The organism is Microbacterium sp. T2.11-28 (assembly GCF_950097975.1).
In the GTDB taxonomy this organism is placed as follows: domain Bacteria; phylum Actinomycetota; class Actinomycetes; order Actinomycetales; family Microbacteriaceae; genus Microbacterium.
Genome location: NZ_CATNHF010000012.1, coordinates 426,953 through 447,860, shown reverse-complemented (window position 1 = coordinate 447,860; position 20,908 = coordinate 426,953). Strand labels below are relative to the sequence as shown.

The following is a 20,908-nucleotide window of genomic DNA, read 5'->3' as shown; positions in this document are numbered from 1 at the left end:
CACTGAACGGGGGGAGGGGATGGATGCATCTCCGACGGCGCCGGCGGACTCACGGCGCCGTCGGAGACGGGGGATGTCAGCTCGCGATCTCGAGCGAGACGACCTGGCCCTGCTGGAGCCAGTTCTTCATGCCGGCCAGGGCGAGCTCGAGCTCGCCCTCGACGACCTCGCCGATGTAGCTGATCTTCAGCGGCTCGTCGGCGAGGTCGTCGCCGTACACGACGCAGAACTGCTGACGCGGGTTGTACCAGCAGACCGAGCCGCGGGCGTAGCCCTTCTCGGCACGGCGCATGGCCCCGACCTCCTCGGTCAGGTAGACGTTCTCCCAGGGCGCCACGATCGGCATGGTCCAGAAGACCATCTCCCCGACGATCTTCCCGTGCTGCAGGATGCTCTTTTGCGGCAGGTTCTCCCTGAGTGCCGCGACGATGCCGGGCACGAGCTCGTCGAAGACCTGGATCGTGCAGACCTTGGTGTCGTCGACGGACATGATGAGCTTCATGAGTGGGTTCTCCTTCGTGTTCTCGGGGTCGTTCAGGCGTCGACGCGCTTGAAGCCGTTGGTGACGCCCCACGGGAAGACGGCGTCGACCCACATGTGGACCTTGTTGACGTAGCTGATGGCCGCGCCCGTGAGCTCGAGGAACTCCTCGAGGGTCGTGGCGGCGGCGGCCGCCTCCACGTAGCGGGCGACGAAGCCGCCGGCCTCCGGCATCCCGACGAAGTCGAAGAACGCGGCCTTGTAGCCGACGATCTGGCTCGTCAGGATCTGCAGGGTGGCGAGGTCGAGGTGGTTCTCCTCGGCGGCCTCGATGATGCCCCACAGGTACTCGTCGGAGAGCGTGCGGGCCTCGCTCTCGGCGAACATCAGCGTGGTCAGGTACTGCCCGTGGCTGCCGGTGCGGCGCGGGATGATCCCCTTGCCCATGTCGACGATCTCCTGGGGGCACTCCAGCCAGATCCGCTCGCGTTCGGTGTTGAGCTCCGCGATGACGTCGGTGACGATGCTCATGTCGTTCCTTCCTTCCTTCGGTGTGGGGGTCTGCTCGGGCCGGTCGAGGGCGCGCTCGACCAGCGGTCGGGGCACGGATGCGCGCTCCGACCGTCGAAAGCGGGGCGGGTCAGGCCGCGGCGGCCGCCTCGTCCCTGATGCGCAGCTCGACGAACTTGTCCTGCTTGCGCCAGGTCTCCTCGCCGACCAGGGCGAGCTCGGTGAGGCCGTCGATGACCTCTCCGATGAAGCTGTTGCCCAGCGGCTCGATGGCGAGGTCGTCGCTGTAGGTCACGCCGAACACCTGGCGCGGGCTGTAGAAGACGACGGTGCCGGCGACGGTGCCCTTCTCCTTGCGGCGCATGTCGCCGAGGTCCTGCGTGAGGATGTAGTTCTCCATGGGGATCACCAGCGGGAGAACGGCGAACAGCTGGTCGCCGACGAGGGTGGCGTGCTGCAGCTTGGTGCGCAGCGGCAGCTGGCGGCGGAACTCGGCGGCGGTCTTCGGGACGAGGTCCTCGAAGATGCGGATGCCGCAGACGTACTTCCGGTCGACGATGAAATCGATGATCATGCTCGGTTCTTCCTTCTGGGTGTCGGGTCGGTCTCAGGCGGTCTGCTTGGCGTCGGCACGCGGGAAGGCGCTGGCGATGCCCCACGGGAAGACGCTCTGGATCCACATGTGGACGCGGTTGGTGTACGAGAGGGCGGCGCCGGTGACGGCGGCGAACTCCTCGAGCGTCTCGGCCGCCCGCGCGCCCTCGGCGTAGCGATGGATCCACGTGCAGGTCAGCGGCAGGCCGACGAAGTCGAAGAAGTCGGCCTTGTAGTCGATGATCTGGGTGACGAGCTTCTTCATGGTGGCCAGGTCGGTCTCGGGGTCGCGGGCGACCTCGATGAATCCCCAGAGGATCTCGTCGGCGAGGGTCCGCGCCTCGCCCTCGGCGTACAGCAGCGACGTGAAGTACTGCTTCTTCGGCCCGGTGAGGCGCGGGAGCACGCCGTTGCCGAGGTCGCGGACGTCCTCGGGGAGCGTCAGCCAGATGCGCTCGCGTTCGGCGTCGAGTTCGGCGATGACGTCGTCGACTACAGACATGGTGGTCCTTTCAGGTGGTGGTCGAGGTGGAGTTCGGACGGGAGGATCAGATCAGCGCACGGCCCCCGTCGACGCGGATGGTCACGCCGTTCACCGAGGCGGGCGCCGCGGCGAGGAACAGGAGGACGTCGATCACGTCGGCGAGCGAGGTCTCGCGGACGGGCACGCCCTTGATCCGGGTCAGGGACGAGGCGACGGGGTCCTCGCCGCGCGCGCGGCGCAGCTCGTCGTTCACGCCGTCGTCGGAGCGGTAGAACTGCGTCGGGGCGACGCTGTTGCAGGGCACCAGGGGGCTGAGCGCGACGGCGAGCTGCTCCATCAGCCGCGCCAGCGCGCTCTTGGCGACGATGTGGGGCACGAGATCGGGCCAGGACTCCTCGAGGGAGTTGCCGAGGATCGCGAGGATGCGGCCGCCGCCCTGGGGCACCATCACCGCGGCGGCGGCCTGCGACAGGAAGAGCGGTCCGCGCAGGTTGACCCCCAGCGACGTGTCCACGTCGTCCTCGGTGAGCTCGGCGAAGGGGCGCGGGCGGAAGGTGCTCGCGTTGTGCAGCAGCAGGTCCAGCCGCCCGGAGTGCGCGACCACGTCGGCGACCATCGCGCGCGCCGCCGCCGGGTCGGACACGTCGGCTTCGACGGCGCGCACGGCGCCGGGGAGGCCGGCGTCGCGGGCCCGTTCGATCACGGCGGCGGCCTGGCCGGACTGGCCCCAGTGGTTGAGGTGGACGTCGTAGCCCTGCGCCGCGAACGCCAGGGCGATCTCGGCCCCGGCGCGCTCGGCGGCGCCGGTGATGAGGAGGGTCGGGGCGCTCATACGCGCTCACCCCCCGCCAGCGTGATCGTCTGCCCGGTCAGCGCGGACGACTCGTCGGCGATGAGCCATCGCACGGTGGCGGCCACCTCGCGGGCGGTCGGCAGGGGCAGCACCCGCCGGAGCTCGCCGATGCGGTCGAGGGCGGCGAAGACCGGGTCGGACTCGGCGAGATCGTCGCCGGGGTCGACCGCCACGCGGCCGAGGCTCAGGACGTTGGCGCGCACGCCCGCGGGACCCTCCTCGAGGGCGAGCACGTGGGTGAGGGCGGAGGCGGCGGCCTTGCCGGCGCCGAACTGCCCAAGGCCCGGGTGCAGGCGCGTCGAGAGCGCGCCGCCGAGGAAGACGACCGATCCGCGCGTGCGCCGCAGGCTCGGCACCGTCGCCCGGCACAGGTGGGCGTGGGCGCGGTAGCCGCGCATCCCCGCCTCGAGGGCCGCGTCGTCGGTGTCGGCGACGGTCGCGGCGGGGACGGCGGGCCAGGCGGCGTTCACGACGTGGTCGACGTCGCCCCAGGCCCGCAGGATCGCGTCGACCGCCGCATCCGTCTGGGCGGCGTCGGCGAAGTCGGCCTGCACCACCAGGTGCCCGGTGCCGCGCAGCTCGCCGGCGAGGGCGCGGGCGGCGTCGGCCCGGCGATGCGCGTGCACGGCGACGCGATGGCCCGACTCGGCCAGGTCGTGGGCGATGGCGTGGCCGAGGGCGCCGGTCGCTCCGGCCAGCACCACGCGCCGCCCGGTCAATGGAGCCCCCGGGCGAGGAAGCCGCGGATCCGCGGCGAGCGCTCCGGGTCGAGCACCTCCGACGGCGTGCCCGCCGCCTCCACGACACCGTCCGCCATGAACACCACCTGGTCGGAGACCTCGCGGGCGAAGCCGATCTCGTGGGTGACGACGATCATGGTGGTCTCCGCGCCGTCCGCGAGGCGCCGCATCACGTCGAGCACCTCGCCGACCAGCTCCGGGTCGAGCGCGCTCGTGGGCTCGTCGAACAGGATGAGCTCCGGCTTCATGGCGAGGGCGCGCGCGATGGCGACCCGCTGCTGCTGGCCGCCCGAGAGCTGTCCCGGATACTGGTCCGCCTTCTCGGCGAGGCCCACCGAGGCCAGCAGCTCGCGCGCCTCGGCCTCCGTCTCGCGGCGCGGGCGGCGCTGCACCACCTGCGGTCCCTCGACGAGGTTGGCCAGCACGGTCTTGTGGGGGAACAGGTTGAAGTTCTGGAACACCATGCCGATGCGCTGCCGCTGCCGGCACATCTCGCGGTCCGACAGGGCGTGGTACTTGCCGCCGCGCTCCTCGTAGCCGATGATCTGGTTGCCGACGCGGATGATGCCGGAGTCGATGGGGATGAGCCGGTTGATCGAGCGCAGCAGGGTCGACTTGCCCGACCCGCTCGGCCCGAGGATCGAGGTGACGGTGTTGGCGGGGGCGTGCAGCGAGACGCCCTTGAGGACCTCGTGGTGGTGGTAGCTCTTGTGCACGTCGACGACGTCGACGGCGGTGCTGCGGTCCGTGATGCTCATGGCGTTCACGCTGCCTTTCCGGTGCGGCGGAACAGGGGGAACAGGTCGTTGCGGGCCGGCCCGCCGATCTCGGCGGCGGTGACGCCGCGGCCGTAGTGGGCCTCGATCTTGCTCTGCCCGAGGCTCAGGACCGAGGTGAGCACGAGGTACCAGATCGACACGGTGAGCAGCAGCGGGATGACCTCGAAGGTGCGCGAGTAGATGCTCTGCGCGCTGTACATCAGGTCGGACAGCGCGATGACCGAGACGAGCGACGTGGACTTCAGCATCCCGATCGTCTCGTTGCCCGTGGGTGGGATGATGACCCGCATCGCCTGCGGGAGGATGATGCGGCGGAACGACTGCGCGCGGGTCATGCCGATCGAGGTGGCGGCTTCGCGCTGGCCCACCGACACCGACAGGATGCCGGCGCGGATGATCTCGGCGAGGTAGGCGCCCTCGTTGAGGCCGAGCCCGAGGATGGCGGCGAGCAGCGGGGTGACGACGTCGTTGGTGGTGACCGACACCCACGGCTCGAGGAACGGGATGCCGAGGGTCAGCTCGGGGAACAGGTAGCCGAGGTTGTACCAGAACACGAGCTGCACCAGCACGGGCGTGCCCCGGAAGAACCAGACGTAGAGACCGCTCGACCAGCGCAGCGTGCGGCTCTCCGAGACCCGCATGACGGCGATGACGACGCCCAGCAGCAGTCCGATCACCATCGCGATGAAGGTGAGGAAGATCGTCATCCACAGTCCGGAGAGGATCTTCGGGTCGAACAGGTACGAGATGACGGTCGGCCAGGCGAAGCGCTCGTTGGTGATCACCGTGACCGCGGCGAGGAGGGCGACCAGGAGCACCGCGACGATGCCCACGCCCCGCCAGGGGTGGCGTCGGGCGACGAAGTGCGCCGCCGGGGCGGGCGCGCCTTCGGGTGTCGTGAGGGTCATGGTGTCCTCCATCGGGTCGGGAGCGGGTGGGTGCGGCCAGGGGGCGGACGGTGCCGCCGCCCCCTGGCGGCGTCGGGTCAGTCGAGCGGGCGGGTGGTGGCGAGGTTGATGCCGGGCTCCTCGAGGGCGAGCGACTCCATGCCCCACTTCTCGAGGATCTCCATGTACGTGCCGTCGGCGATCACGGCCTCGAGGCCGGCGAGCATGGCCTCCTGGAGCTCGGTGTTGTCCTTGGCGATCACCATGCCGAGGTACTTCTGCGGGAACGACTGGATCGAGGCGTAGTTGATCGGGGTGGGCGCCGTCTGGTTGAGGTAGGCGGCGGCCGAGGTGCCCAGGATCATGAAGTCGACACGGCCGGAGTTCAGCGCGTTGTACGTGTCGGCGGCGTTCGGGTACTCCTGGATGACCACCGGGTCGAGCCCCGCCTCGGCGCACGCCGGGTTGAGGATGTCGTTGACCTTGTCGATCGTGTCGAAGCCGGTCTGGGCGCCCATGGTCTCGCCGCAGAGGCTGAGGTCGTCGCCCTCGGTGATCGGGCCGTCGTAGGACTCGATGGTCACGACGTCGGTCTTGTCGAAGATGTAGTTGACGAACGACACCTCCTGCTCGCGCTCGGCGTTGTCGCTGATGCACTCCATGGCGATGTCGTAGCGACCGGACTGGACGCCGGGGATGAGGCTGGCGAACTGCGTGTTCTCGACCTCGAGGGTGACGCCGAGCTTGGCGGCGATGGCGTCCCACAGGTCGACCTCGTAGCCGATCATCACGTCGGAGCCCTCTTCGAAGAACTGGCAGGGCGGGTAGTTGGCGTCGGTCGCCAGCGTCAGCGTCTCGCCGGCGAACGGCGTGGACACCTCGGCGGCGGGGCTGGCGGACTCGGCGGGCGCCGGGTCCGCCGAGCTGCAGGCCGCGAGGGCCAGGGCTGCGGCGAGGACGATGCCGGCGGCGGCAGCGGTGCGAAGACGTGCGGTGTGCATGGTCTTACCTCTCTGTGGTGCGTCGATGTCGGGTGGTGCAGGATGCGCCGCGGCCGTTCGGCATGGGTTTCGGGACCCCCGCTCCCGGGCTGAGCCGAGGAGTTGAGAGCCATGGTAGGAACCCGAAATCGCGGTCTGCAGGGGCCGGGAGCATCCCCGAGTCCGGGATCTCAGACCTGCCCGGTCGTCGTTTCGCCCGTGTTTCCCATCCGTTCCGGGCCCGTGCCGGGTTGCCCAGAGGGATCCCGGGATGCAGTCCGGGATACCGGACTGCGGGGTACCGTGTGCGCATGAGCGACATCCCCGCTGCCCGTCACGCCCTCCGCGTCCTGCGCTTCGTCGCGAGTCAGAGCGGACCGGTGCGCGCCGCCACGGTGATGCGCGAGGTCGGCCTGCCCCGGTCGACGACCTTCCAGCTCATCAAGGTCATGCAGGAGGAGGGCTACCTCGTCCACTTCCCGGAGGACCGGGCCTACGGGCTGTCGCCGCTCATGGCCGAGCTCGGCAGCGGCTACCTGCGCGCCGGCAAGGTGAGCAGGCTCGCCGAGCCCCTCCTCGAGAAGCTGGTCAGGCGCACGGGCCTGCCCGTGGTCGGACACCTCGGGGTGCTGCACAACGACGACGTGGAGTACGTGGTCAAGCACGCCGCGCCGCGGGCGCCGTCGCTGGTCACCGACATCGGCGTGCACCTGCCGGCGCACCTCACCGCGACCGGGCGCGCCATCCTCGCCCTGCTCCCCCGCGAGCAGGTCCGCGCGCTCTACCCGCACCCGGCGAGCCTCACGACGCGCAACGGCCGCGGGCCGGCGACGCTCCGCGAGTTCGAGGACATCCTCGCCGAGACCCGCACGCGCGGCTACGCCGTCGAGACGGGCGAGGTGACCCCGGACTGCGCCTCCGTCGCGGTGGCCGCCCTCGACCACAACGGCTATCCCGCGGCGGCCGTCGGGATCACGTTCCGCAAGATCGCCGTCGACGCGGGCATCTGGCCGCAGCTCGGCGCCGCCGCGCAGATCTCCGCCGGGGCGCTCTCGATGCGGCTACGCGGCAAGATCTAGCGCGAGAACGTCGCCGCGCCGGTCAGACCAGCGCGACGACGAGGATCAGCACGAGCACGACGACGACGGCCGCCGCCTGGAAGCCCGTGATCCACGCGAAGCGCGAGGCCCGGTAGCCGCCCGCGGGCAGGGCGAGGGCGCTCACCACCAGCAGCGCGGCGAGCGCGACCTGGAGCGCGATGCCGATCCACGCGAGCGCCGGTGCCGTCGGCACGAGGAACGCGAGCACGACGATCGCGATGACGGCGAGGGCGAGCCCGACCGCCAGCCACACTGCTCGGCGGATGCCGCCCGCGCCGTCACGGTGCTCGGCATCGGTCGTGCGCGCCGACGCGCGGGAGCCGAGCCCCGCGTCGCTCAGCGATTCCGGGCTCGCAGCCTTCGTCGACCGCGCCGCGCCCTCGTCGACGCCGGGCTCGATGGACTGGATGTCGCGACGGTCTCCGCCGCGCTGATCGCTGTTCATGCAGCACCTCCTCCGGCGACACTACGAATCGTCGAGGTCACGGCGGAGGGGGTTGACACCCGGCGTCTGCACGCCGTGCACCGCCCGAGAAGGATGTCAAGGCGCTGCCGCCCGGGTCGCGCTGCAGCGAGGATCGCCGCATGACCCACGATGGCGAGCAGACGTCGGAGCGATGGCTCGTCGTCGACGGGCGGAGATGGCGCCGCACCGATCCCGCGCTCCCGCCCGATCTCGTCGACGCGCTCACCTCGCACCTCGGCCGCGCTCGGTCCGCGGTCGGAGCCGCCCGCAGGCGGGGAGACGCCGACGCGGTGGCCGCGGCCCGGCGCCGAGTCGGGCTGGCGAAGCACGGCCTGGGAGAGCGGGGCCCGGCGTGGTGGGACGAGCCGGTGGCGCGCCGCATCGCGCAGGCCCGCCGCGCGCTCGCCGACCTGGAGGCGGACCTCGACGCCACGTCGTGAACGTGGGCCTGAACTTCTCGCGGGTCTGAACTTCTCGCGGGTCTGAACTTCTCGCGGGTCTGAACTTCTCTCGCGGGTCTGAGCGCCCGGAGACCGTATGCTCGGGATGCGGTCGCGCGCGGCGAAGCGCAGCGACGGTCAGGGCGAGGAGGTTCGACCGTGAGGGCCACTTCCGAGCCCGGCGGGACCTCCCTCGACGGCGCCCGCGCCGGGGCGCTGAACACGGCGATCCGCGTGCTGATCGGCCTCACCGTGCTCGTCAACGTCCTGTTCGTGGCCGCACTGCTCGTGCCCGGGAACCCGGCTCCGACACCGGTCGCCGTCCTCTCGCTCGTGGCCCAGTGGGTCCCCGTCGGCGTCTTCTGGCTGGTGGCGGTGCGCACCCGCTTCACGCGACCGGAGGTGCTGCTCGCGGCCGCCGCGGTGACCTTCAACGCCGCGGGCGACACGTTCTACGCGCTCGCGATGGACTCCAGCGGCACGCTGCCGTCCCCCTCGCTCGCCGATCTCGGCTACCTCCTCTACTACCCCCTCACCATGGCCGCGCTGCTGGTGCTGGTCGTGCGCCAGTCGCAGGGATCGATCAGGTCGGCGCTCTTCGACGGCGCGGTGGCCTCGCTGGGCGCGGCCGCGGTGCTCGCCGTCATCCTCGCGCCCGTCTTCTCCGACGCCACCCGCGGCACCACCGTGCTCGACGGCGCGATCGCCGCCCTCTATCCGCTCTTCGACCTCCTCCTGATCACGGCCGTCGTCGCGATCTCCGCCTCCCCGGTCCTGCGACTGGGCCCGCGCTGGCAGTTCCTCGTCGCGGGCTTCCTTCTGTTCGCCGGCGCCGACATCGCCTACGCGCTCCTGGTCCACCACGGCGCCTATGCCGCCGGGACGCTGCTGGACGCCCTGTGGCCGGCGGGTGTCGCCTGTGCCGCGATCTGGGTGGACGGCGTGACCCGGCTCGAGCCCGACCCCCCTCCGGCAGCGGAGAACCCGCGGACCCTCCCCGTTCCCGCGCTCGCGGTCCTGGCGGGCCTCGGGGTGCTCCTGGTCGCCACCCAGACCGCCGTCCCCGCCATCGCCCTCGTGCTGGCCGCCGCCACCGTCGTGCTCGCCGCCGTCTCGGTGCTGTCCCGCCACGCCGCGCTGGCCCGGATGCTGGCGAGCAGGGAGCGGTTGCTCCGGCAGCTGGAGGGACTCGACCGCGCCAAGAGCGACATGATCCGGACGATGAGCCACGAGATGCGGACGCCCCTGACGTCGATCCTGGGCTACCTCGACCTGGTGCTCGACGACGAGGCGTCGTTGCCCACCGACACGCGGACCCGCCTCTGGGTGATCGAGCGCCACGCACGCCGCCTCCAGGATCTCGCGGGGGACATGCTGCTGCTCGAGCGCCTCGAGGCGGCCGACGGCGAGGCGCACGCGGCCCTGTTCGACCTCGACCCGGTGCTGCACCGCGTGGACGCCTCCCTCCGCACGCTCGCCGATTCCCGTGACGTGCGCCTTGCGCTCGACGTCGACGCCGGGACGACGGTCGACGGCGACGAGGGCTCGCTCGAGCAGGCGCTCGCGCATGTCGTGGAGAACGCCGTCAAGTTCACCCCCGCGCGGGGCGAGGTCCGCGTCGAGGTGCGTCCGGGCACGGCGCCGGACGGAAGCCCGCGCACGATCATCAGCGTCACCGACACCGGGATGGGCATCCCCGCCGACGAGGTGCCCCAGGTCTTCGACCGCTTCTTCCGCGCGAGCAATGCGCAGGATCAGGCGGTGCAGGGGACCGGCCTCGGGCTCGCGATCGTGCGCGAGGTCGTGCGCGTGCACGGGGGCGACGTGTCGGTGACATCGGTCCTCGGCGAGGGGACGGTCGTCCGCATCACTCTCCCCGCCCCCGTCGACGAGGAGCGGTGAGCCCGCAGGGGTGAGGCTCAGCGCTGGGTGGTCGCGGGACCTCCCTCGGCCTGCGGGACGCGACCGTCGACGGCGTCGAGCACGTGCCGGGCCCCGAGCAGCTCGCCGGCGACCGGCCCGTACCGCGCGAGCGCAGCGCGGTGGACGTCTCGGACGGCGGCCACGGCACCGCTGCCGCCGCCCGCATCGGCCACCAGCCGCGTCGCCACGTCGAGCTGTCCGACGACCGCGCTCAGGGCGAAGTCCGGCACGGTGTCGCCGTCGATCAGCCGGCCGAGATAGTCGCGCACGAACGCGCTCTCAGCGGGGCCGTCGGCGAGCAGTGCGGCGAACCTCGCCGGCTCGATGCCGGCCACCTGCGCCGCCACGACGGCCTCGGCGCTCGCCACGGCCTGGGTGAACCAGAGCGCGTTCGTGAGGAGCTTCACCGTGAGCGCGGCGCCGGGATCGGAGCCCGCGAACGTGGTCTCCGCCACGCAGCCCGCCGCGGCGAGCACCCGGGCGGCGGCGTCCACGTGGTCGGGATCGCCGGAGGTCCAGGCGCGCAGCGTCCCGCGTTCCGCGTCGCGCGGCCCGCCGCGAACCGGAGCCGCGACGAACCGGCAGCCGCGGTTCCGGACGCGTTCGGCGACCTCGCGCGAGACGGCCGGATCGCCGCCGGTCAGGTCGACGAGCAGGGCACCGGGAACCATCGCCTCGACCAGCCCCCGGGATCCGCCGGTTCCGCACAGTGCCTCGCGCTGCGCACGGGCATCGGGAAGCACCACCAGGACGACGTCGCAGCGCTCGGCGAGCGCGGCGGCCGACGCGACCGCCGTGACGGCGGCGCCGAGACTCCGCGCACGGTCGGGGTCGCGATCGAACACCGCGACGGGGACGCGCTCCGCAGCACGGAGGGCGATGCGTCCGCCCATGGTGCCGACGCCGAGCACGCCCAGCCGGGGCGCCTCCGACGCACCCGCCACCTCAGCGCGTCATCCGTCGCGCCACCGGTCGTCGAGCAGGTGCGACCCGGCCTGCGGGCCCATCTGCAGCATCCCGCCGTCCACGGTCCAGCTGGCGCCGGTCACGTACGCCGCCGCCGGCGAGGCCAGGAACGCGACGACCGCCGCGATCTCCTCCGGCCGCCCCGGCCGCCCGAGGGGGATGCCCGGGCGGTGGGTCCTCTCGGCGTCCTCCGAGCTCATGTCGTTCATCGGCGTCGCGATCTCCCCCGGCGCGACGGCGTTGACGGTGATGCCCTCGGCGCCGAGCTCCTGCGCCATCGTCTTCACCAGTCCGCCGAGTCCGTGCTTGGCCGCGACGTACGCCGACGAGCCCACGCGCGGCTGGTGCTCGTGCACGCTCGTGACCGCGATGATCCGCCCGCCTCCCCCGGCCGCCACCATGCGGCGGGCCGCGGCCTGCATGGCGACGAAGGCCCCGTCGAGGTTGAGGCCGACGACGTCGCGCCATTCCTCCAGCGACTGGGAGAGGAACGGCGTCCCGCCCCCGCCGCCCGCGTTGTTGACGAACACGTCCACCCCGCCGAGCTCGTCGGCGAGCCCGTCGACGACCGCCGCGACCTCGTCCAGCCGGGTGACGTCCAGGCGCGTCACGACCGCACGCGAGCCGCGCGACCGGACGGCCGCCGCCGTGCTCTCGGCGCCCTCGCGGTCACTGTGCCAGGTGACGCCGACGTCCATCCCTGCGTCGGCGAGGGCGATGGCGGTCTGGGCGCCGATGCCCGAGTCGGAGGCGGTGACGATGGCGTGCCGAGGTGTGAAGTCCATGCCCGCCAGTCAAGGTCGGCCGCCGCGATCCCTCCAGGGCCTTGCACCGCGCCCCCATCCCGGGTACGGCGCCGAGGCCGGTCCGTGCGGCGCGCCCGCCTAGGAGGCGCTGCCCTCGGCCTCGCGCACGGCGTACGGGAGCTCGGACGCCAGCTCGCGGGCGAGGAAGCCGAGACCCATCCGCTCGGTGAGCCGATCACCGGACCGGCCGTGACACCACGCGCCCCACGACGCCGCGCGCTCGAGGTCCATGCCGCGGGCGGCGAAGCCGGCGATCGCGCCGGCGAGCACGTCGCCCGACCCGGCCGTTCCCAGTCCCGGGCCGCCGGGGGCCACGCGCCAGACGGCGCCCGCGGGCGTGGCGACCGCCTCGTAGCAGTGGACGACGGCATCGAGGCGCGCCGCGATGTCCACGGCGTCGCGGATCGGGTCGTCCACCTCGCGCCCCAGGAGGAGGGCCGCCTCGTCGAGGTTCATGTTGACGATGAGCGACGCCGGCAGCGCGCGGCGATCGATCTGCGGGAGCACCCCGACGGCGAAGGCGTCGAGCACCGCGCATCGCACGTGCGCCTCGGCGAGCAGCCCCAGCCGCGCACGCGCGACCTCGGGATCGTCGATCCCGGGCCCGACGAGGACGACATCGGCCGCCTCCAGGTCCGCGACGACCTCCCGGGCGGTCGCGCCGCCGCCGGCGGCCAGCTCGTGGATCCCCGCTTCGGGGAACGAGGCCCTGACGGCATCGGCCGCGCCCGGCGAGGTGACGACGCCGACCTTCCCGGCCCCCACGCGCAGCGCCGCCTCTCCGGCCAGCACCACCGCCCCCGGCGAGGTCCGCGACCCGCCCACGACCATCACCCGGCCGCGGGAGTTCTTCGACTCGCCCGGTTCGGGCAGGCCCCACGTCCGCAGCAGGCCGGGGGTGACGGCGACGGGATCACTCGGGTTCGACATCGGGACTCCCCGGATGGACCGTGACATCGGCACCGGCGCGCTCGAGGTGCCGGACGTCCGAGAACTCCACGACCTCCCAGCGCGCGCCGTCCCACACCACGCGGGTGATCGACGCGTTGAGCACCGTATGGGCGGCGGCGAAGTCGAGCAGCTGCGACTCCTCCATGCCGGTCAGCAGCGCGACCAGGAGCATGACGACCGCGTCGTGGGCGACGACGAGCATCGTGCCCGGGTTGGTGCCCGCTGTCGTCCCCGGTCCACCGGAGCCGTCCGCCGCGTCGGCCGCGTCGCGCAGGAACGAGCGCAGGCGCAGCGCCACGTCCGCCCACGATTCGCCGCCGGGCGGCCGGTGGTAGTACTTCCCGAGGTGGGCCCGCCGCTCCGCCTCCTCGGGGTGGCGGGCCGCGACGCCGCGACGCGTCAGCAGGTCCAGCACCCCGAGCTCTCGGTCGCGCAGCCGCTCGTCGGAGACCACGCGCGGGATGAGCGGCCCGTCCTCGGTGCTCAGCGCGAAGGTCTGCCGCGCGCGCACATAGGGCGACACCCAGGCGACCTGCGGCGCCGGCTCGAGCGCGCGCAGCCTCGCCCCCAGAGCGCGGGCCTGTTCCTCGCCCGTCCCCGACAGGGGCACGTCGGCGTCGCGGACGTCGAGCTCGATGACCTCCGCGCCGAGCCTCTCCGCGCGCGTCGCGGCGACGTTTCCCTCGCTCTCGCCGTGGCGGACGAGCACCCATTCCTTCGGCATCATCATCGCTCCACCTTCTCAGCCGATCCGCGTGTCGCCGGGAGGCGAGACCCGGAGCCACCGGTGACCGTAGGCCGGGAGCTCCACGTCGATGCGCCGCTCGGCCCCGACGGGGACGCGCTCGGGGCGGTCGAGGTCGATGAGTCGCGTGCCCTCCTCCTGCGCTCCGATGTCCAGACGCAGCGCCACCGGCGCGTCCGTGAAGTTGTGCAGCAGGATCATGCGCCCGAGCTCGGAGTCCACCGCGTGCGCGAGCACCCCGGCCGCATCGTGGTCGAGGATCTCCAGGCTTCCCCATCCGATCTCGGGTGAGGCCCGGTAACGGCCGATGAGCCGGCGGATGAACAGCAGCAACGAGTCGTCGTCGGTGCGCTGCTGACGCACGTTCACGTGGGCCGGCGCGTAGCCGTCGCTCGGCGGCGGCGCGACCAGGCGCGAGGGCGGGGCCGTCGAGAACCCGCCGTTGCGCTCGTCGCTCCACTGCATCGGCGTCCGCACCGCCTGGCGCCCGGTGATCTCGGGGTTCTCGCCCATCCCGATCTCCTCGCCGTAGAACAGGACGGGGGTTCCCGGCAGCGAGAACATGAGGCTGTAGACCATCCGCACCCGGCGAGGATCGCCGGCGAGCATCGGCGGGAGGCGGCGGGTGATCCCCCGCCCGTAGACGCGCTGCGCCTCGTCGGGGGCGAACGCCTCGAACACCTCCTCGCGCTCCGCGTCGCTCAGCTTGTCGAGGGTGAGTTCGTCGTGGTTGCGGACGAAGTTGGCCCACGTCGCCTCGGACGGGATGACGGGGCGGGACCGGAGCGCGTCGGCCAGGGGTGCGGGATCGCTGCGTGCGAGGGAGAGGTACAGCGCCTGCATCGAGACGAAGTCGAACTGCAGGTCGAGTTCGCCGCCGCGCGGGCCGCCGAAGAAGTCCAGCTGCTCCGCGAAGGGGAGGTTGACCTCGCCGAGGAGTGCCGCGTCTCCCACGCGCCGCTGCAGGAACCGCTTGATGTCGCGCAGGAGCTCGTGCGGATCGCCCAGGTCGACGCCCTCGGGAGGCTCGATGAGGAACGGCACGGCATCGATGCGGAACCCGTTGACCCCGAGCGCCAGCCAGAAGCCGATCGTCTTGGCGATCTCGTCCCGCACCCGGGGGTTCGCGATGTTCAGATCGGGCTGGTGCTTGTAGAAGACGTGCTGGAAGTACTGGCCGGACCGCTCGTCGAGTTCCCACACGGTCGCCTCCTCACCCGGGAACACGGTCGGCTGCTGATGGCGGGGCGGCTCGTCCCGCCAGACGTAGAAGTCCCGGTACGGGGAGTTGCGGCTGCGACGCGCGGAGACGAACCACGGGTGCGCGTCGGAGGTGTGGTTGACCACCAGGTCCACGATCACCCGCATGCCGCGATCGTGCGCGGTCCGGATCACCTCGACCACGTCGCCGTGGCTCCCGAGTCGCGGATCGACCCCGTAGAAGTCGCTGATGTCGTAGCCGTCGTCGCGATCCGGGGTCGGGTAGAAGGGCATGAGCCACAGACAGGTCACGCCCAGGTCGGCCAGGTAGTCGATGCGCCGGGCGAGCCCGGTGAAGTCCCCGATCCCATCGCCGTCGGAATCGAGATACGTCTCGACGTCGAGGCAGTAGATCACCGCCGACTTCCACCAGAGGTCGCTCGTGTCGGTGATCTTCACAGCAGCCCCCTCAGCGCGGGGAGCAGCTGGTGCTCCGCCCGGTCGAGGAACGCGCGCTGATCGGTGCTGATCCCGTGCAGGTAGACCCGGTCGAATCCGAGCCTCACGAGCCCCGCGATGCGCCCGGCGAGCTCCTCGGCATCGGTGGACACGAGTGCCCCGGTGCGCAGAGCGTCGTCGCTCGGGTTGCCCGCGAGGGCGTCGAAGTCCTCCGGCTGCTCGACGTCCCACGGCGAGACGCCCTGGACCGCCGACTGCCGCCACTGGTCCCGCACCACCGCCAGGGCCGCGTCCTCCGTGTCCTCGAGGGAGATGTGCACCTGCAGCACCGCGGGACCGCGGCCGCCCGCGCCCCGGTAGGCGGCGATCACCCGTGCGAGCGCGTCGGGCGACTGGTTGACGGTCGCGAGCCCGTCGGCCCACCCCGCCAGCCATGCGGCGGTCTCGGCGGTGACGGCGGCGCCCAACAGCGGCGGCGGGGTCTCGGGGCGGCTCCACACCCTCGCGCGGTGCACGCGGATCTCGTCGTCGCGGGTCACCTCGCGCCCGGCCAGGAGGTCGCGGATCGTCTCGACCGACGCCTGCAGCCGCGCGTTGCGCTCCGGCTTGGGGGGCCACGGGTCGCCGGTGACGTGCTCGTTCATCGCCTCGCCGCTGCCCAGCGCCGCCCAGAACCGGCCCGGGAACATCTCCTCCAGGGTGCCGATCGCCTGCGCCGAGATCGCGGGATGGTAGCGCTGCCCCGGTGCGGTCACGACGCCGATCGAGAAGGACGTCGAGGCGAGCGCCGCCCCGAGCCAGCTCCACGCGTACCCCGACTGCCCCTGTGCGACGCCCCAGGGCGCGAGGTGGTCCGAGCACATCGCGCCGTCGAATCCGGCGCGCTCGGCGAGGACCACGGTCTCCCGCAGCTCACTCGGGGGCAGCTGTTCGTGCGATGCGTGATATCCGATGAACGCCATCGCCCGAGTCTCACGGCACGGCCGAGCCCGGGACAAGGCCTTGCGCGACCGGCGGATCGCGTCTAGGACGGCGTGCCGACCCGGAGCTCGTGCGGGGGACCGCTCACGCGGTCGGGGCCTTGGCCACCACCACCTGCTGCGGAGACGGGTCCGGCACCTCGGGCGGCGTGGATGCGATGTGCTCCGCCACGAGCGAGATCCCACCGGAGGAGCTCGCCGTCTGCGAGAGCTCCTCGAGCCACGCCCGACTGAGTTCGGGGGGATCGGGCTCGTCGAACACGAATCGCAGAGGTATCGACGGATGGAGCCACAGCGTGCTGCGCCCGCGTTCCTGGCCGTCGGGATGCTGCCAGGAGAGCGTGAAGCTCTCGCCTCGGCGCAGCTTGGTGGCGACCACGACCTTCAGATGCGCCAGCGCCCGGTCTTCGATATGGACGGGTGTCGCCGAGCCGCCGTAGTAGATGGTTCCCACGGTCGCACTCTATCCGAGGACGGAGGATGCTGCTTACAAAGTAAGGCAGCTAGTGTGGGCGGACGCTGCGGAGTGAGCTGACCGAGACCGCAGCGAGATTCGGGCGGTGATGTCGAGCCAGGCGCAGAGCGACGAGACGACGTCGTACAGTGGCCGCCTGAGCCGGCAGCTGATCGTGCGGACGGCGCTCTCCCAGATCGATCGCGCCGGCACCGACGGCCTGTCGATGCGCTCGCTCGCGAAGGAGCTCGGCGTCGAGGCGATGTCGCTGTATCGGTACGTGCACGGCCGGGAGGACCTCCTGGAGGGCGTGGTCGACGCGCTGATGGGCGGGTTGATCTCGCGACTCAACGCCGAGCTCACCGAGCACTGGCAGGGCTTCCTCCAGAGCCTGGCCCACGAGGTGCGACTGATCGCCGTCGACCACCCGAAGGCCTTCCCGCTCGTGGCGACCCGGCATCCCGCGGCGCCGTGGCTGCGACCGCCGCTGCGCAGCATCGAGGTCGTCGACGCGTTCCTGGCGGCCCTCCTCGGCTACGGGTTCACCGATGTGCAGGCGGTGGGCGCCTACCGGTCGTTCACGAGTTTCCTCCTGGGCCAGCTGCTCCTGGAGTCCGCCGTCCGTGGTGCGGTGGTCTCCCCGGCGGACGAGCCTCTCGACGAGGGCGACGCGGACATTCCCGAGGGGGACGCCGCCCGCAGCGTGGAGGATGCGCCGGAGGTCATGCGCCTCCGAGGCCTCCTGAGTGAGGATCGCAGCGACGAGGAGTTCGAGGCATCGCTCGAGATCCTCCTCGATCGGCTCAGCCGGGAGCTCAGCCAGTAGGAGCCCCTCGGCGACGACGTGAGGGGCGAGTCCGCCGATCGGCGGGCCCGCCCCCGTCCACGCGTGGTCGGCGGTCAGCCGGCGAGGTTGTCTCGGGACTGCTCCGCCTGGTCCCTGACCTTGTCGGACGCGTACCGCGCATCCTCGGTGACCACCGCCGCCGAGTCCTGAGCGGCGTGCGTGACGGCGTCGACGGCCTGCTGCGCGGGGTCCTTGAGATGCTCCCCCACGTCTTTGGCGACGTCGGCCAGCTCATCGACGAGCGGCTGCGCGCCCTCCTTCACCTGCGCCGCCAGGTCCTTCTCCTTGGCGGACGCGGGAATGAGCGAGGCGACCAGCAGTCCGGCACCCAGCGCGATGAGCCCGACCGCCAGCGGATTGCCCTGCGCCGTGCTGACGACCCGGTCCTTGGCGTCACCGACATGATCGGCGGCGTCCGACAGCGACGATCCGGCGTCGTCGGCCGCTCCCATCACGCGCTCGCGGACGGAGCCGAACGCACCGCGCACCTTGGCCATCTGCCGGTCGACCGCCTTGGAAGGCGACACCTTGTCCGCCAGGGCGTCGACGTCGCTGCCCAGCTCTCGTCGCGTGCGTTCGATCTCGGCACGGATCTCATCTGGTGAATCGGTCATCGGTTCTCCTCGTTCCTTTTCAGCGTTTCCGGTATCTCTTTGAGCGTCTCCACGGTCCGGGGGGCGCCCTGCACTTCCGCGAACTGCCGACGTCCGGCGGCGAACAGGATGCCGGCGACGGCAGCCCAGATCACCGCGACGATCACCGCCGCCCAGCCACCGCCGATCAGCGTCCCGATCCACCACCACAGCGCGACGGACAGGAAGAACACGGCCATCGCGGCGCCGTACCCGGCGCCGCCGATCAATCCGCCGCCCTTGGCCGACCGTGTCGCGGACTCCTTCAGCTCGGCTTTCGCGAGCGCGACCTCCTGACGCATCAGCGTCGACACGTCGCGACTGACCTCCCCGAGAAGGTCGCCCAACGAGGTCGTCGCCGCTTTCTCCTCAGAGGGCGTCGGGTCGGTCATCCTGGCCCTCCCGCGGTGTCTGCGCCGGAACGGTCTGCGCGTAGATGGGTGTCTCGGCGCGGTCGGCCGAGGCCGTCAGTCCGTTGGGCGCATCGACAGGCGCGACGACGGGCGCGTCGACGGACGCGGGATCCGCGGCTCGCGGCGCCGGAGCGGCGGCCGGCGCGGCGGTGTCCTCGGACGCGCTGGAGGCCAGGGCCCGAGTCAGGCGGCCGATCACGACGCCGGCGAGTGCCGCACCCAGGATGAACGTCCCGGGCTTGCGCCGCGCAAACCGCTTCACCTCCATGACGACGCCTTGGGCATCGCGCTCACCCAGCCACGTCGCCGCAGCCGACAGACGGCTCGACACCTGCCGGGCGACATCGCCCGCCAGGCCGGCGCCGCCCGAACCGGACGCCATCGCGCCCAACTCGTCACCCGTGGAGCGGAGCCCGCGTGCAAGGCGCTGCTGCTGGGAGTTCGCCTGGTCGGTCAGCTCTCGCCGGCCCTGGGCGAAGAGATCCTTCGCCTGCGACTTCGCCTCGCCGACGACGGTGGCCGCCTCTTCCTTCACCGTCCCCAAGACCTCTTTGGCCTCCGTGACCGCCGTGTCCTTCACATCCGCGGCTTCCTGCTTGGCCGCGTCGACCTTTCCCGACGAGCCTGAGGCCCCGTCGTGCGAGCCCATTGGGCCCGTCCCGTAACTATCCGACCTGGTGCTCCTCTCGCAGACCGATCTATCGACCGGTGCAACAGGTGTAGGCCGACGCGATCGCGCGGTCAGGTCCCTTGACCGCACGCACCTTACGCTGTAAGTCGCGCGCGCCGAGGCTCGCTCTCACTGGCTCCGCGCGGCGTCCCGAGCGAACTCGACGATGCAGTCGGCCACGGCCCGGGCGGCGCCGTGCTGCACCATGTGGGCGTGGCTGCCGATCTCGATCAGGCGGCCATCGGGCGCGCGATCTGCGAGCAGCCGGCACCATTCCGTGACGGCGATCGGGTCACGGCTTCCGCGGAGCACCAGCACGGGCACGGGGACCGCGCTCAGCCGCGCCTCGATCGGGTAGGCGAGCATGTGCCGCAGCTGCGCGACGTACCACGGGATGCCGCAGCGGACATAGTCGCCCAGGACGATCGCGTTGGCGAGCGGCGACTCGCGCAGCATGTCGCTGCCGAGTCTCGCGGCATGCGCGAGAGGCGAGCGACGGCGCGCGTCGGCGACCGGTCCGATGAGGACGATGCCGTCGGCGGGTCTCCCCGCTCGGCGCCCCGGATGCGACGATCCGACGAGCTCCGTGACCCACTGGGCGCCCATCGAGTGGCCGACCCACACGGTCGTGACGCCGGGCACCGCCGGAACCGCTTCGGCCAGCGCGAGCGCCATGTCGGCGACCGTGGCATCACCGTCGGGCCGGCGCACACCACCGTGACCCGGCATGTCGACCGACACGACCGTCGCCTGCAGCCGGAGAGCCTCGTGGAGTCGACGCATGTACCGGTGCGACATCCCGATCCCGTGGACGAGCACCACCCGGAGTGTCGCGCCACGCACCGTCGAGGTCGACAGGCGGAACGGCAGTCCGCGGGACGACGACCGCTCGACGGTGACGCACCCTCTCCGGACGCCGGTCATTCGGCGGAAGCCGCCCTCGCGGGTCACCTGCTCCCCGTGTGGCGACATGCCACCACAGTGCGCGAGCCCATACAGGCGACCGAGGGGCTTGTCCGACGCCCGCGCCGGCTGATAGGGCGATTCGGAGCTCTTCCGACGAAGTCATCGCGAAGTACGCTCCATTCGACCTCGAAGTGACGGATCTGATGGAGGATTGGCCACCATCCACGTTCCGTTCATCGCACGACGTCCGGCACACCGCGGCCAGTCTCGCGATCAGCGCCGGCGCCAACGTTAAGGAAGTACAACGCGTGCTCGGCACGCCTCGGCATCGATGACTCTCGACACTTACGCCGACCTGTTCGACGAAGACCTCAACCGCGTGTCGGACGCGCTCGATCGCGCCCGATCGTCCTCAGTTGTTGCCATGCTGTTGCCACACGAAGGTCCGACAATGTGAAAGACCCCCGACGATCCGCGTAATTCCGCGGTTCTCGGGGGTCTTATCGTGGCGGTGACGGTGGGATTTGAACCCACGGTAGGGGGTTACCCTACACAACTTTTCGAGAGTTGCACCTTCGGCCGCTCGGACACGTCACCGCCGAAGAGTTTACGTCATCCGCGGGGATGCCGCGAATCGTCGCCC

Annotated in this window: 25 protein-coding genes, 1 tRNA gene and 1 pseudogene; 5 read left to right on the top strand and 22 right to left on the bottom strand. The window is 71.7% G+C overall.

What is annotated here, in order from left to right:
• Nucleotides 1-76 precede the first annotated feature (76 nt).
• The 9 genes from QQZ13_RS09150 to QQZ13_RS09110 all read right to left on the bottom strand — a co-directional run bounded on the left by QQZ13_RS09150 (nt 77) and on the right by QQZ13_RS09110 (nt 6,328).
• A complete protein-coding gene (locus QQZ13_RS09150; protein ID WP_284528711.1) occupies nt 77-502 on the bottom strand; it encodes a hypothetical protein in 426 nt (141 codons plus the stop codon).
• Between the two features lie 32 nt (nt 503-534).
• Nucleotides 535-1,011 carry a hypothetical protein gene (locus tag QQZ13_RS09145; protein ID WP_284528710.1) on the bottom strand — a complete coding sequence of 159 codons (477 nt, stop codon included), beginning with the start codon at nt 1,009-1,011 and terminating at the stop codon, nt 535-537.
• A gap of 109 nt (nt 1,012-1,120) precedes the next feature.
• Complete coding sequence (locus QQZ13_RS09140; RefSeq protein WP_284528709.1) at nt 1,121-1,564, bottom strand: DUF3830 family protein; 444 nt, start codon at nt 1,562-1,564, stop codon at nt 1,121-1,123.
• Nucleotides 1,565-1,597: 33 nt separating this feature from the next.
• Entirely contained in the window at nt 1,598-2,086 is a 489-nt protein-coding gene (locus QQZ13_RS09135; protein WP_284528708.1) for a hypothetical protein, read from the bottom strand.
• Nucleotides 2,087-2,132: 46 nt separating this feature from the next.
• Nucleotides 2,133-2,900, bottom strand: coding sequence for an SDR family NAD(P)-dependent oxidoreductase (locus QQZ13_RS09130; RefSeq protein WP_284528707.1), 768 nt, complete (start codon nt 2,898-2,900; stop codon nt 2,133-2,135).
• Complete coding sequence (locus QQZ13_RS09125) at nt 2,897-3,640, bottom strand: SDR family NAD(P)-dependent oxidoreductase (protein ID WP_284528706.1); 744 nt, start codon at nt 3,638-3,640, stop codon at nt 2,897-2,899. Before QQZ13_RS09125 ends, QQZ13_RS09130 begins: the two co-directional genes overlap by 4 nt.
• Entirely contained in the window at nt 3,637-4,419 is a 783-nt protein-coding gene (locus QQZ13_RS09120) for an amino acid ABC transporter ATP-binding protein (protein ID WP_284528705.1), read from the bottom strand. The genes QQZ13_RS09125 and QQZ13_RS09120 overlap by 4 nt, the downstream gene beginning before the upstream one ends.
• Before the next feature lie 5 nt (nt 4,420-4,424).
• Nucleotides 4,425-5,348 (bottom strand): amino acid ABC transporter permease, encoded by a 924-nt coding sequence (locus QQZ13_RS09115; protein ID WP_284528704.1) that lies wholly within the window; start codon nt 5,346-5,348, stop codon nt 4,425-4,427.
• Nucleotides 5,349-5,425: 77 nt separating this feature from the next.
• Nucleotides 5,426-6,328, bottom strand: coding sequence for an ABC transporter substrate-binding protein (locus QQZ13_RS09110; RefSeq protein WP_284528703.1), 903 nt, complete (start codon nt 6,326-6,328; stop codon nt 5,426-5,428).
• 290 nt (nt 6,329-6,618) lie between these two features.
• On the opposite strand from QQZ13_RS09110, the gene QQZ13_RS09105 reads away from it, so the two are divergent.
• Complete coding sequence (locus QQZ13_RS09105) at nt 6,619-7,386, top strand: IclR family transcriptional regulator (RefSeq protein ID WP_284528702.1); 768 nt, start codon at nt 6,619-6,621, stop codon at nt 7,384-7,386.
• Between the two features lie 22 nt (nt 7,387-7,408).
• Here QQZ13_RS09105 and QQZ13_RS09100 read toward each other — a convergent pair whose 3' ends face one another.
• Complete coding sequence (locus QQZ13_RS09100) at nt 7,409-7,852, bottom strand: hypothetical protein (RefSeq protein WP_284528701.1); 444 nt, start codon at nt 7,850-7,852, stop codon at nt 7,409-7,411.
• A 140-nt stretch (nt 7,853-7,992) separates the two neighbouring features.
• Here QQZ13_RS09100 and QQZ13_RS09095 point away from each other — a divergent pair, with 140 nt between their 5' ends.
• Together QQZ13_RS09095 and QQZ13_RS09090 are read left to right on the top strand one after the other, a co-directional pair.
• Complete coding sequence (locus QQZ13_RS09095; protein ID WP_284528700.1) at nt 7,993-8,313, top strand: biopolymer transporter Tol; 321 nt, start codon at nt 7,993-7,995, stop codon at nt 8,311-8,313.
• Nucleotides 8,314-8,472: 159 nt separating this feature from the next.
• Entirely contained in the window at nt 8,473-10,215 is a 1,743-nt protein-coding gene (locus QQZ13_RS09090) for a cell wall metabolism sensor histidine kinase WalK (RefSeq protein WP_284528699.1), read from the top strand.
• Between the two features lie 17 nt (nt 10,216-10,232).
• On the opposite strand, the gene QQZ13_RS09085 is transcribed toward QQZ13_RS09090, so the two are convergent.
• The 7 genes from QQZ13_RS09085 to QQZ13_RS09055 all read right to left on the bottom strand — a co-directional run bounded on the left by QQZ13_RS09085 (nt 10,233) and on the right by QQZ13_RS09055 (nt 16,797).
• Nucleotides 10,233-11,180 carry an NAD(P)-dependent oxidoreductase gene (locus tag QQZ13_RS09085; RefSeq protein ID WP_284528698.1) on the bottom strand — a complete coding sequence of 316 codons (948 nt, stop codon included), beginning with the start codon at nt 11,178-11,180 and terminating at the stop codon, nt 10,233-10,235.
• A gap of 9 nt (nt 11,181-11,189) precedes the next feature.
• Entirely contained in the window at nt 11,190-11,987 is a 798-nt protein-coding gene (locus tag QQZ13_RS09080; RefSeq protein ID WP_284528697.1) for an SDR family oxidoreductase, read from the bottom strand.
• Nucleotides 11,988-12,086: 99 nt separating this feature from the next.
• The gene (locus tag QQZ13_RS09075; RefSeq protein ID WP_284528696.1) at nt 12,087-12,938 is read right to left on the bottom strand and encodes an ADP/ATP-dependent (S)-NAD(P)H-hydrate dehydratase; all 852 of its coding nucleotides are present in this window, start codon (nt 12,936-12,938) and stop codon (nt 12,087-12,089) included.
• Nucleotides 12,922-13,689 (bottom strand): histidine phosphatase family protein, encoded by a 768-nt coding sequence (locus QQZ13_RS09070; RefSeq protein ID WP_284528695.1) that lies wholly within the window; start codon nt 13,687-13,689, stop codon nt 12,922-12,924. The genes QQZ13_RS09075 and QQZ13_RS09070 overlap by 17 nt, the downstream gene beginning before the upstream one ends.
• Nucleotides 13,690-13,701: 12 nt before the next feature.
• Nucleotides 13,702-15,363: an alpha-amylase family protein gene (locus QQZ13_RS09065; protein WP_284528694.1), complete on the bottom strand. Its 1,662-nt coding sequence runs from the start codon at nt 15,361-15,363 to the stop codon at nt 13,702-13,704.
• Nucleotides 15,360-16,325: a TIGR03885 family FMN-dependent LLM class oxidoreductase gene (locus QQZ13_RS09060; protein ID WP_284528693.1), complete on the bottom strand. Its 966-nt coding sequence runs from the start codon at nt 16,323-16,325 to the stop codon at nt 15,360-15,362. The genes QQZ13_RS09065 and QQZ13_RS09060 overlap by 4 nt, the downstream gene beginning before the upstream one ends.
• Nucleotides 16,326-16,428: 103 nt before the next feature.
• Nucleotides 16,429-16,797, bottom strand: coding sequence for a hypothetical protein (locus QQZ13_RS09055; RefSeq protein ID WP_284528692.1), 369 nt, complete (start codon nt 16,795-16,797; stop codon nt 16,429-16,431).
• 109 nt (nt 16,798-16,906) lie between these two features.
• On the opposite strand from QQZ13_RS09055, the gene QQZ13_RS09050 reads away from it, so the two are divergent.
• A complete protein-coding gene (locus QQZ13_RS09050) occupies nt 16,907-17,623 on the top strand; it encodes a TetR/AcrR family transcriptional regulator (protein ID WP_284528817.1) in 717 nt (238 codons plus the stop codon).
• Nucleotides 17,624-17,697: 74 nt separating this feature from the next.
• Here the strand turns inward: QQZ13_RS09050 and QQZ13_RS09045 are convergent, their stop codons facing one another.
• The 4 genes from QQZ13_RS09045 to QQZ13_RS09030 all read right to left on the bottom strand — a co-directional run bounded on the left by QQZ13_RS09045 (nt 17,698) and on the right by QQZ13_RS09030 (nt 20,331).
• Nucleotides 17,698-18,258: a DUF3618 domain-containing protein gene (locus QQZ13_RS09045; protein WP_284528691.1), complete on the bottom strand. Its 561-nt coding sequence runs from the start codon at nt 18,256-18,258 to the stop codon at nt 17,698-17,700.
• Complete coding sequence (locus QQZ13_RS09040) at nt 18,255-18,668, bottom strand: phage holin family protein (protein WP_284528690.1); 414 nt, start codon at nt 18,666-18,668, stop codon at nt 18,255-18,257. The genes QQZ13_RS09045 and QQZ13_RS09040 overlap by 4 nt, the downstream gene beginning before the upstream one ends.
• Complete coding sequence (locus tag QQZ13_RS09035; protein WP_284528689.1) at nt 18,646-19,338, bottom strand: hypothetical protein; 693 nt, start codon at nt 19,336-19,338, stop codon at nt 18,646-18,648. The genes QQZ13_RS09040 and QQZ13_RS09035 overlap by 23 nt, the downstream gene beginning before the upstream one ends.
• Before the next feature lie 150 nt (nt 19,339-19,488).
• Nucleotides 19,489-20,331: an alpha/beta fold hydrolase gene (locus QQZ13_RS09030; RefSeq protein WP_284528688.1), complete on the bottom strand. Its 843-nt coding sequence runs from the start codon at nt 20,329-20,331 to the stop codon at nt 19,489-19,491.
• A gap of 173 nt (nt 20,332-20,504) precedes the next feature.
• Between QQZ13_RS09030 and QQZ13_RS09025 the strand changes: the two are divergent.
• Nucleotides 20,505-20,722 (top strand): annotated as a pseudogene (locus QQZ13_RS09025) (tyrosine-type recombinase/integrase); the annotation flags it as partial.
• A gap of 49 nt (nt 20,723-20,771) precedes the next feature.
• On the opposite strand, the gene QQZ13_RS09020 reads toward QQZ13_RS09025, so the two are convergent.
• Nucleotides 20,772-20,862 (bottom strand) — tRNA-Ser (locus QQZ13_RS09020).
• Nucleotides 20,863-20,908 lie beyond the last annotated feature (46 nt).

Coding starts and splice junctions, on each gene's coding strand:
- QQZ13_RS09105 (WP_284528702.1), top strand. CDS start 6,619: ATGAGCGACATCCCCGCTGCCCGTCACGCCCTCCGCGTCCTGCGCTTC.
- QQZ13_RS09030 (WP_284528688.1), bottom strand. CDS start 20,331: ATGTCGCCACACGGGGAGCAGGTGACCCGCGAGGGCGGCTTCCGCCGA.
- QQZ13_RS09045 (WP_284528691.1), bottom strand. CDS start 18,258: ATGACCGATTCACCAGATGAGATCCGTGCCGAGATCGAACGCACGCGA.
- QQZ13_RS09035 (WP_284528689.1), bottom strand. CDS start 19,338: ATGGGCTCGCACGACGGGGCCTCAGGCTCGTCGGGAAAGGTCGACGCG.
- QQZ13_RS09100 (WP_284528701.1), bottom strand. CDS start 7,852: ATGAACAGCGATCAGCGCGGCGGAGACCGTCGCGACATCCAGTCCATC.
- QQZ13_RS09080 (WP_284528697.1), bottom strand. CDS start 11,987: ATGGACTTCACACCTCGGCACGCCATCGTCACCGCCTCCGACTCGGGC.
- QQZ13_RS09150 (WP_284528711.1), bottom strand. CDS start 502: ATGAAGCTCATCATGTCCGTCGACGACACCAAGGTCTGCACGATCCAG.
- QQZ13_RS09110 (WP_284528703.1), bottom strand. CDS start 6,328: ATGCACACCGCACGTCTTCGCACCGCTGCCGCCGCCGGCATCGTCCTC.
- QQZ13_RS09120 (WP_284528705.1), bottom strand. CDS start 4,419: ATGAGCATCACGGACCGCAGCACCGCCGTCGACGTCGTCGACGTGCAC.
- QQZ13_RS09130 (WP_284528707.1), bottom strand. CDS start 2,900: ATGAGCGCCCCGACCCTCCTCATCACCGGCGCCGCCGAGCGCGCCGGG.
- QQZ13_RS09070 (WP_284528695.1), bottom strand. CDS start 13,689: ATGATGATGCCGAAGGAATGGGTGCTCGTCCGCCACGGCGAGAGCGAG.
- QQZ13_RS09060 (WP_284528693.1), bottom strand. CDS start 16,325: ATGGCGTTCATCGGATATCACGCATCGCACGAACAGCTGCCCCCGAGT.
- QQZ13_RS09115 (WP_284528704.1), bottom strand. CDS start 5,348: ATGACCCTCACGACACCCGAAGGCGCGCCCGCCCCGGCGGCGCACTTC.
- QQZ13_RS09040 (WP_284528690.1), bottom strand. CDS start 18,668: ATGACCGACCCGACGCCCTCTGAGGAGAAAGCGGCGACGACCTCGTTG.
- QQZ13_RS09075 (WP_284528696.1), bottom strand. CDS start 12,938: ATGTCGAACCCGAGTGATCCCGTCGCCGTCACCCCCGGCCTGCTGCGG.
- QQZ13_RS09050 (WP_284528817.1), top strand. CDS start 16,907: ATGTCGAGCCAGGCGCAGAGCGACGAGACGACGTCGTACAGTGGCCGC.
- QQZ13_RS09095 (WP_284528700.1), top strand. CDS start 7,993: ATGACCCACGATGGCGAGCAGACGTCGGAGCGATGGCTCGTCGTCGAC.
- QQZ13_RS09135 (WP_284528708.1), bottom strand. CDS start 2,086: ATGTCTGTAGTCGACGACGTCATCGCCGAACTCGACGCCGAACGCGAG.
- QQZ13_RS09140 (WP_284528709.1), bottom strand. CDS start 1,564: ATGATCATCGATTTCATCGTCGACCGGAAGTACGTCTGCGGCATCCGC.
- QQZ13_RS09145 (WP_284528710.1), bottom strand. CDS start 1,011: ATGAGCATCGTCACCGACGTCATCGCGGAGCTCAACACCGAACGCGAG.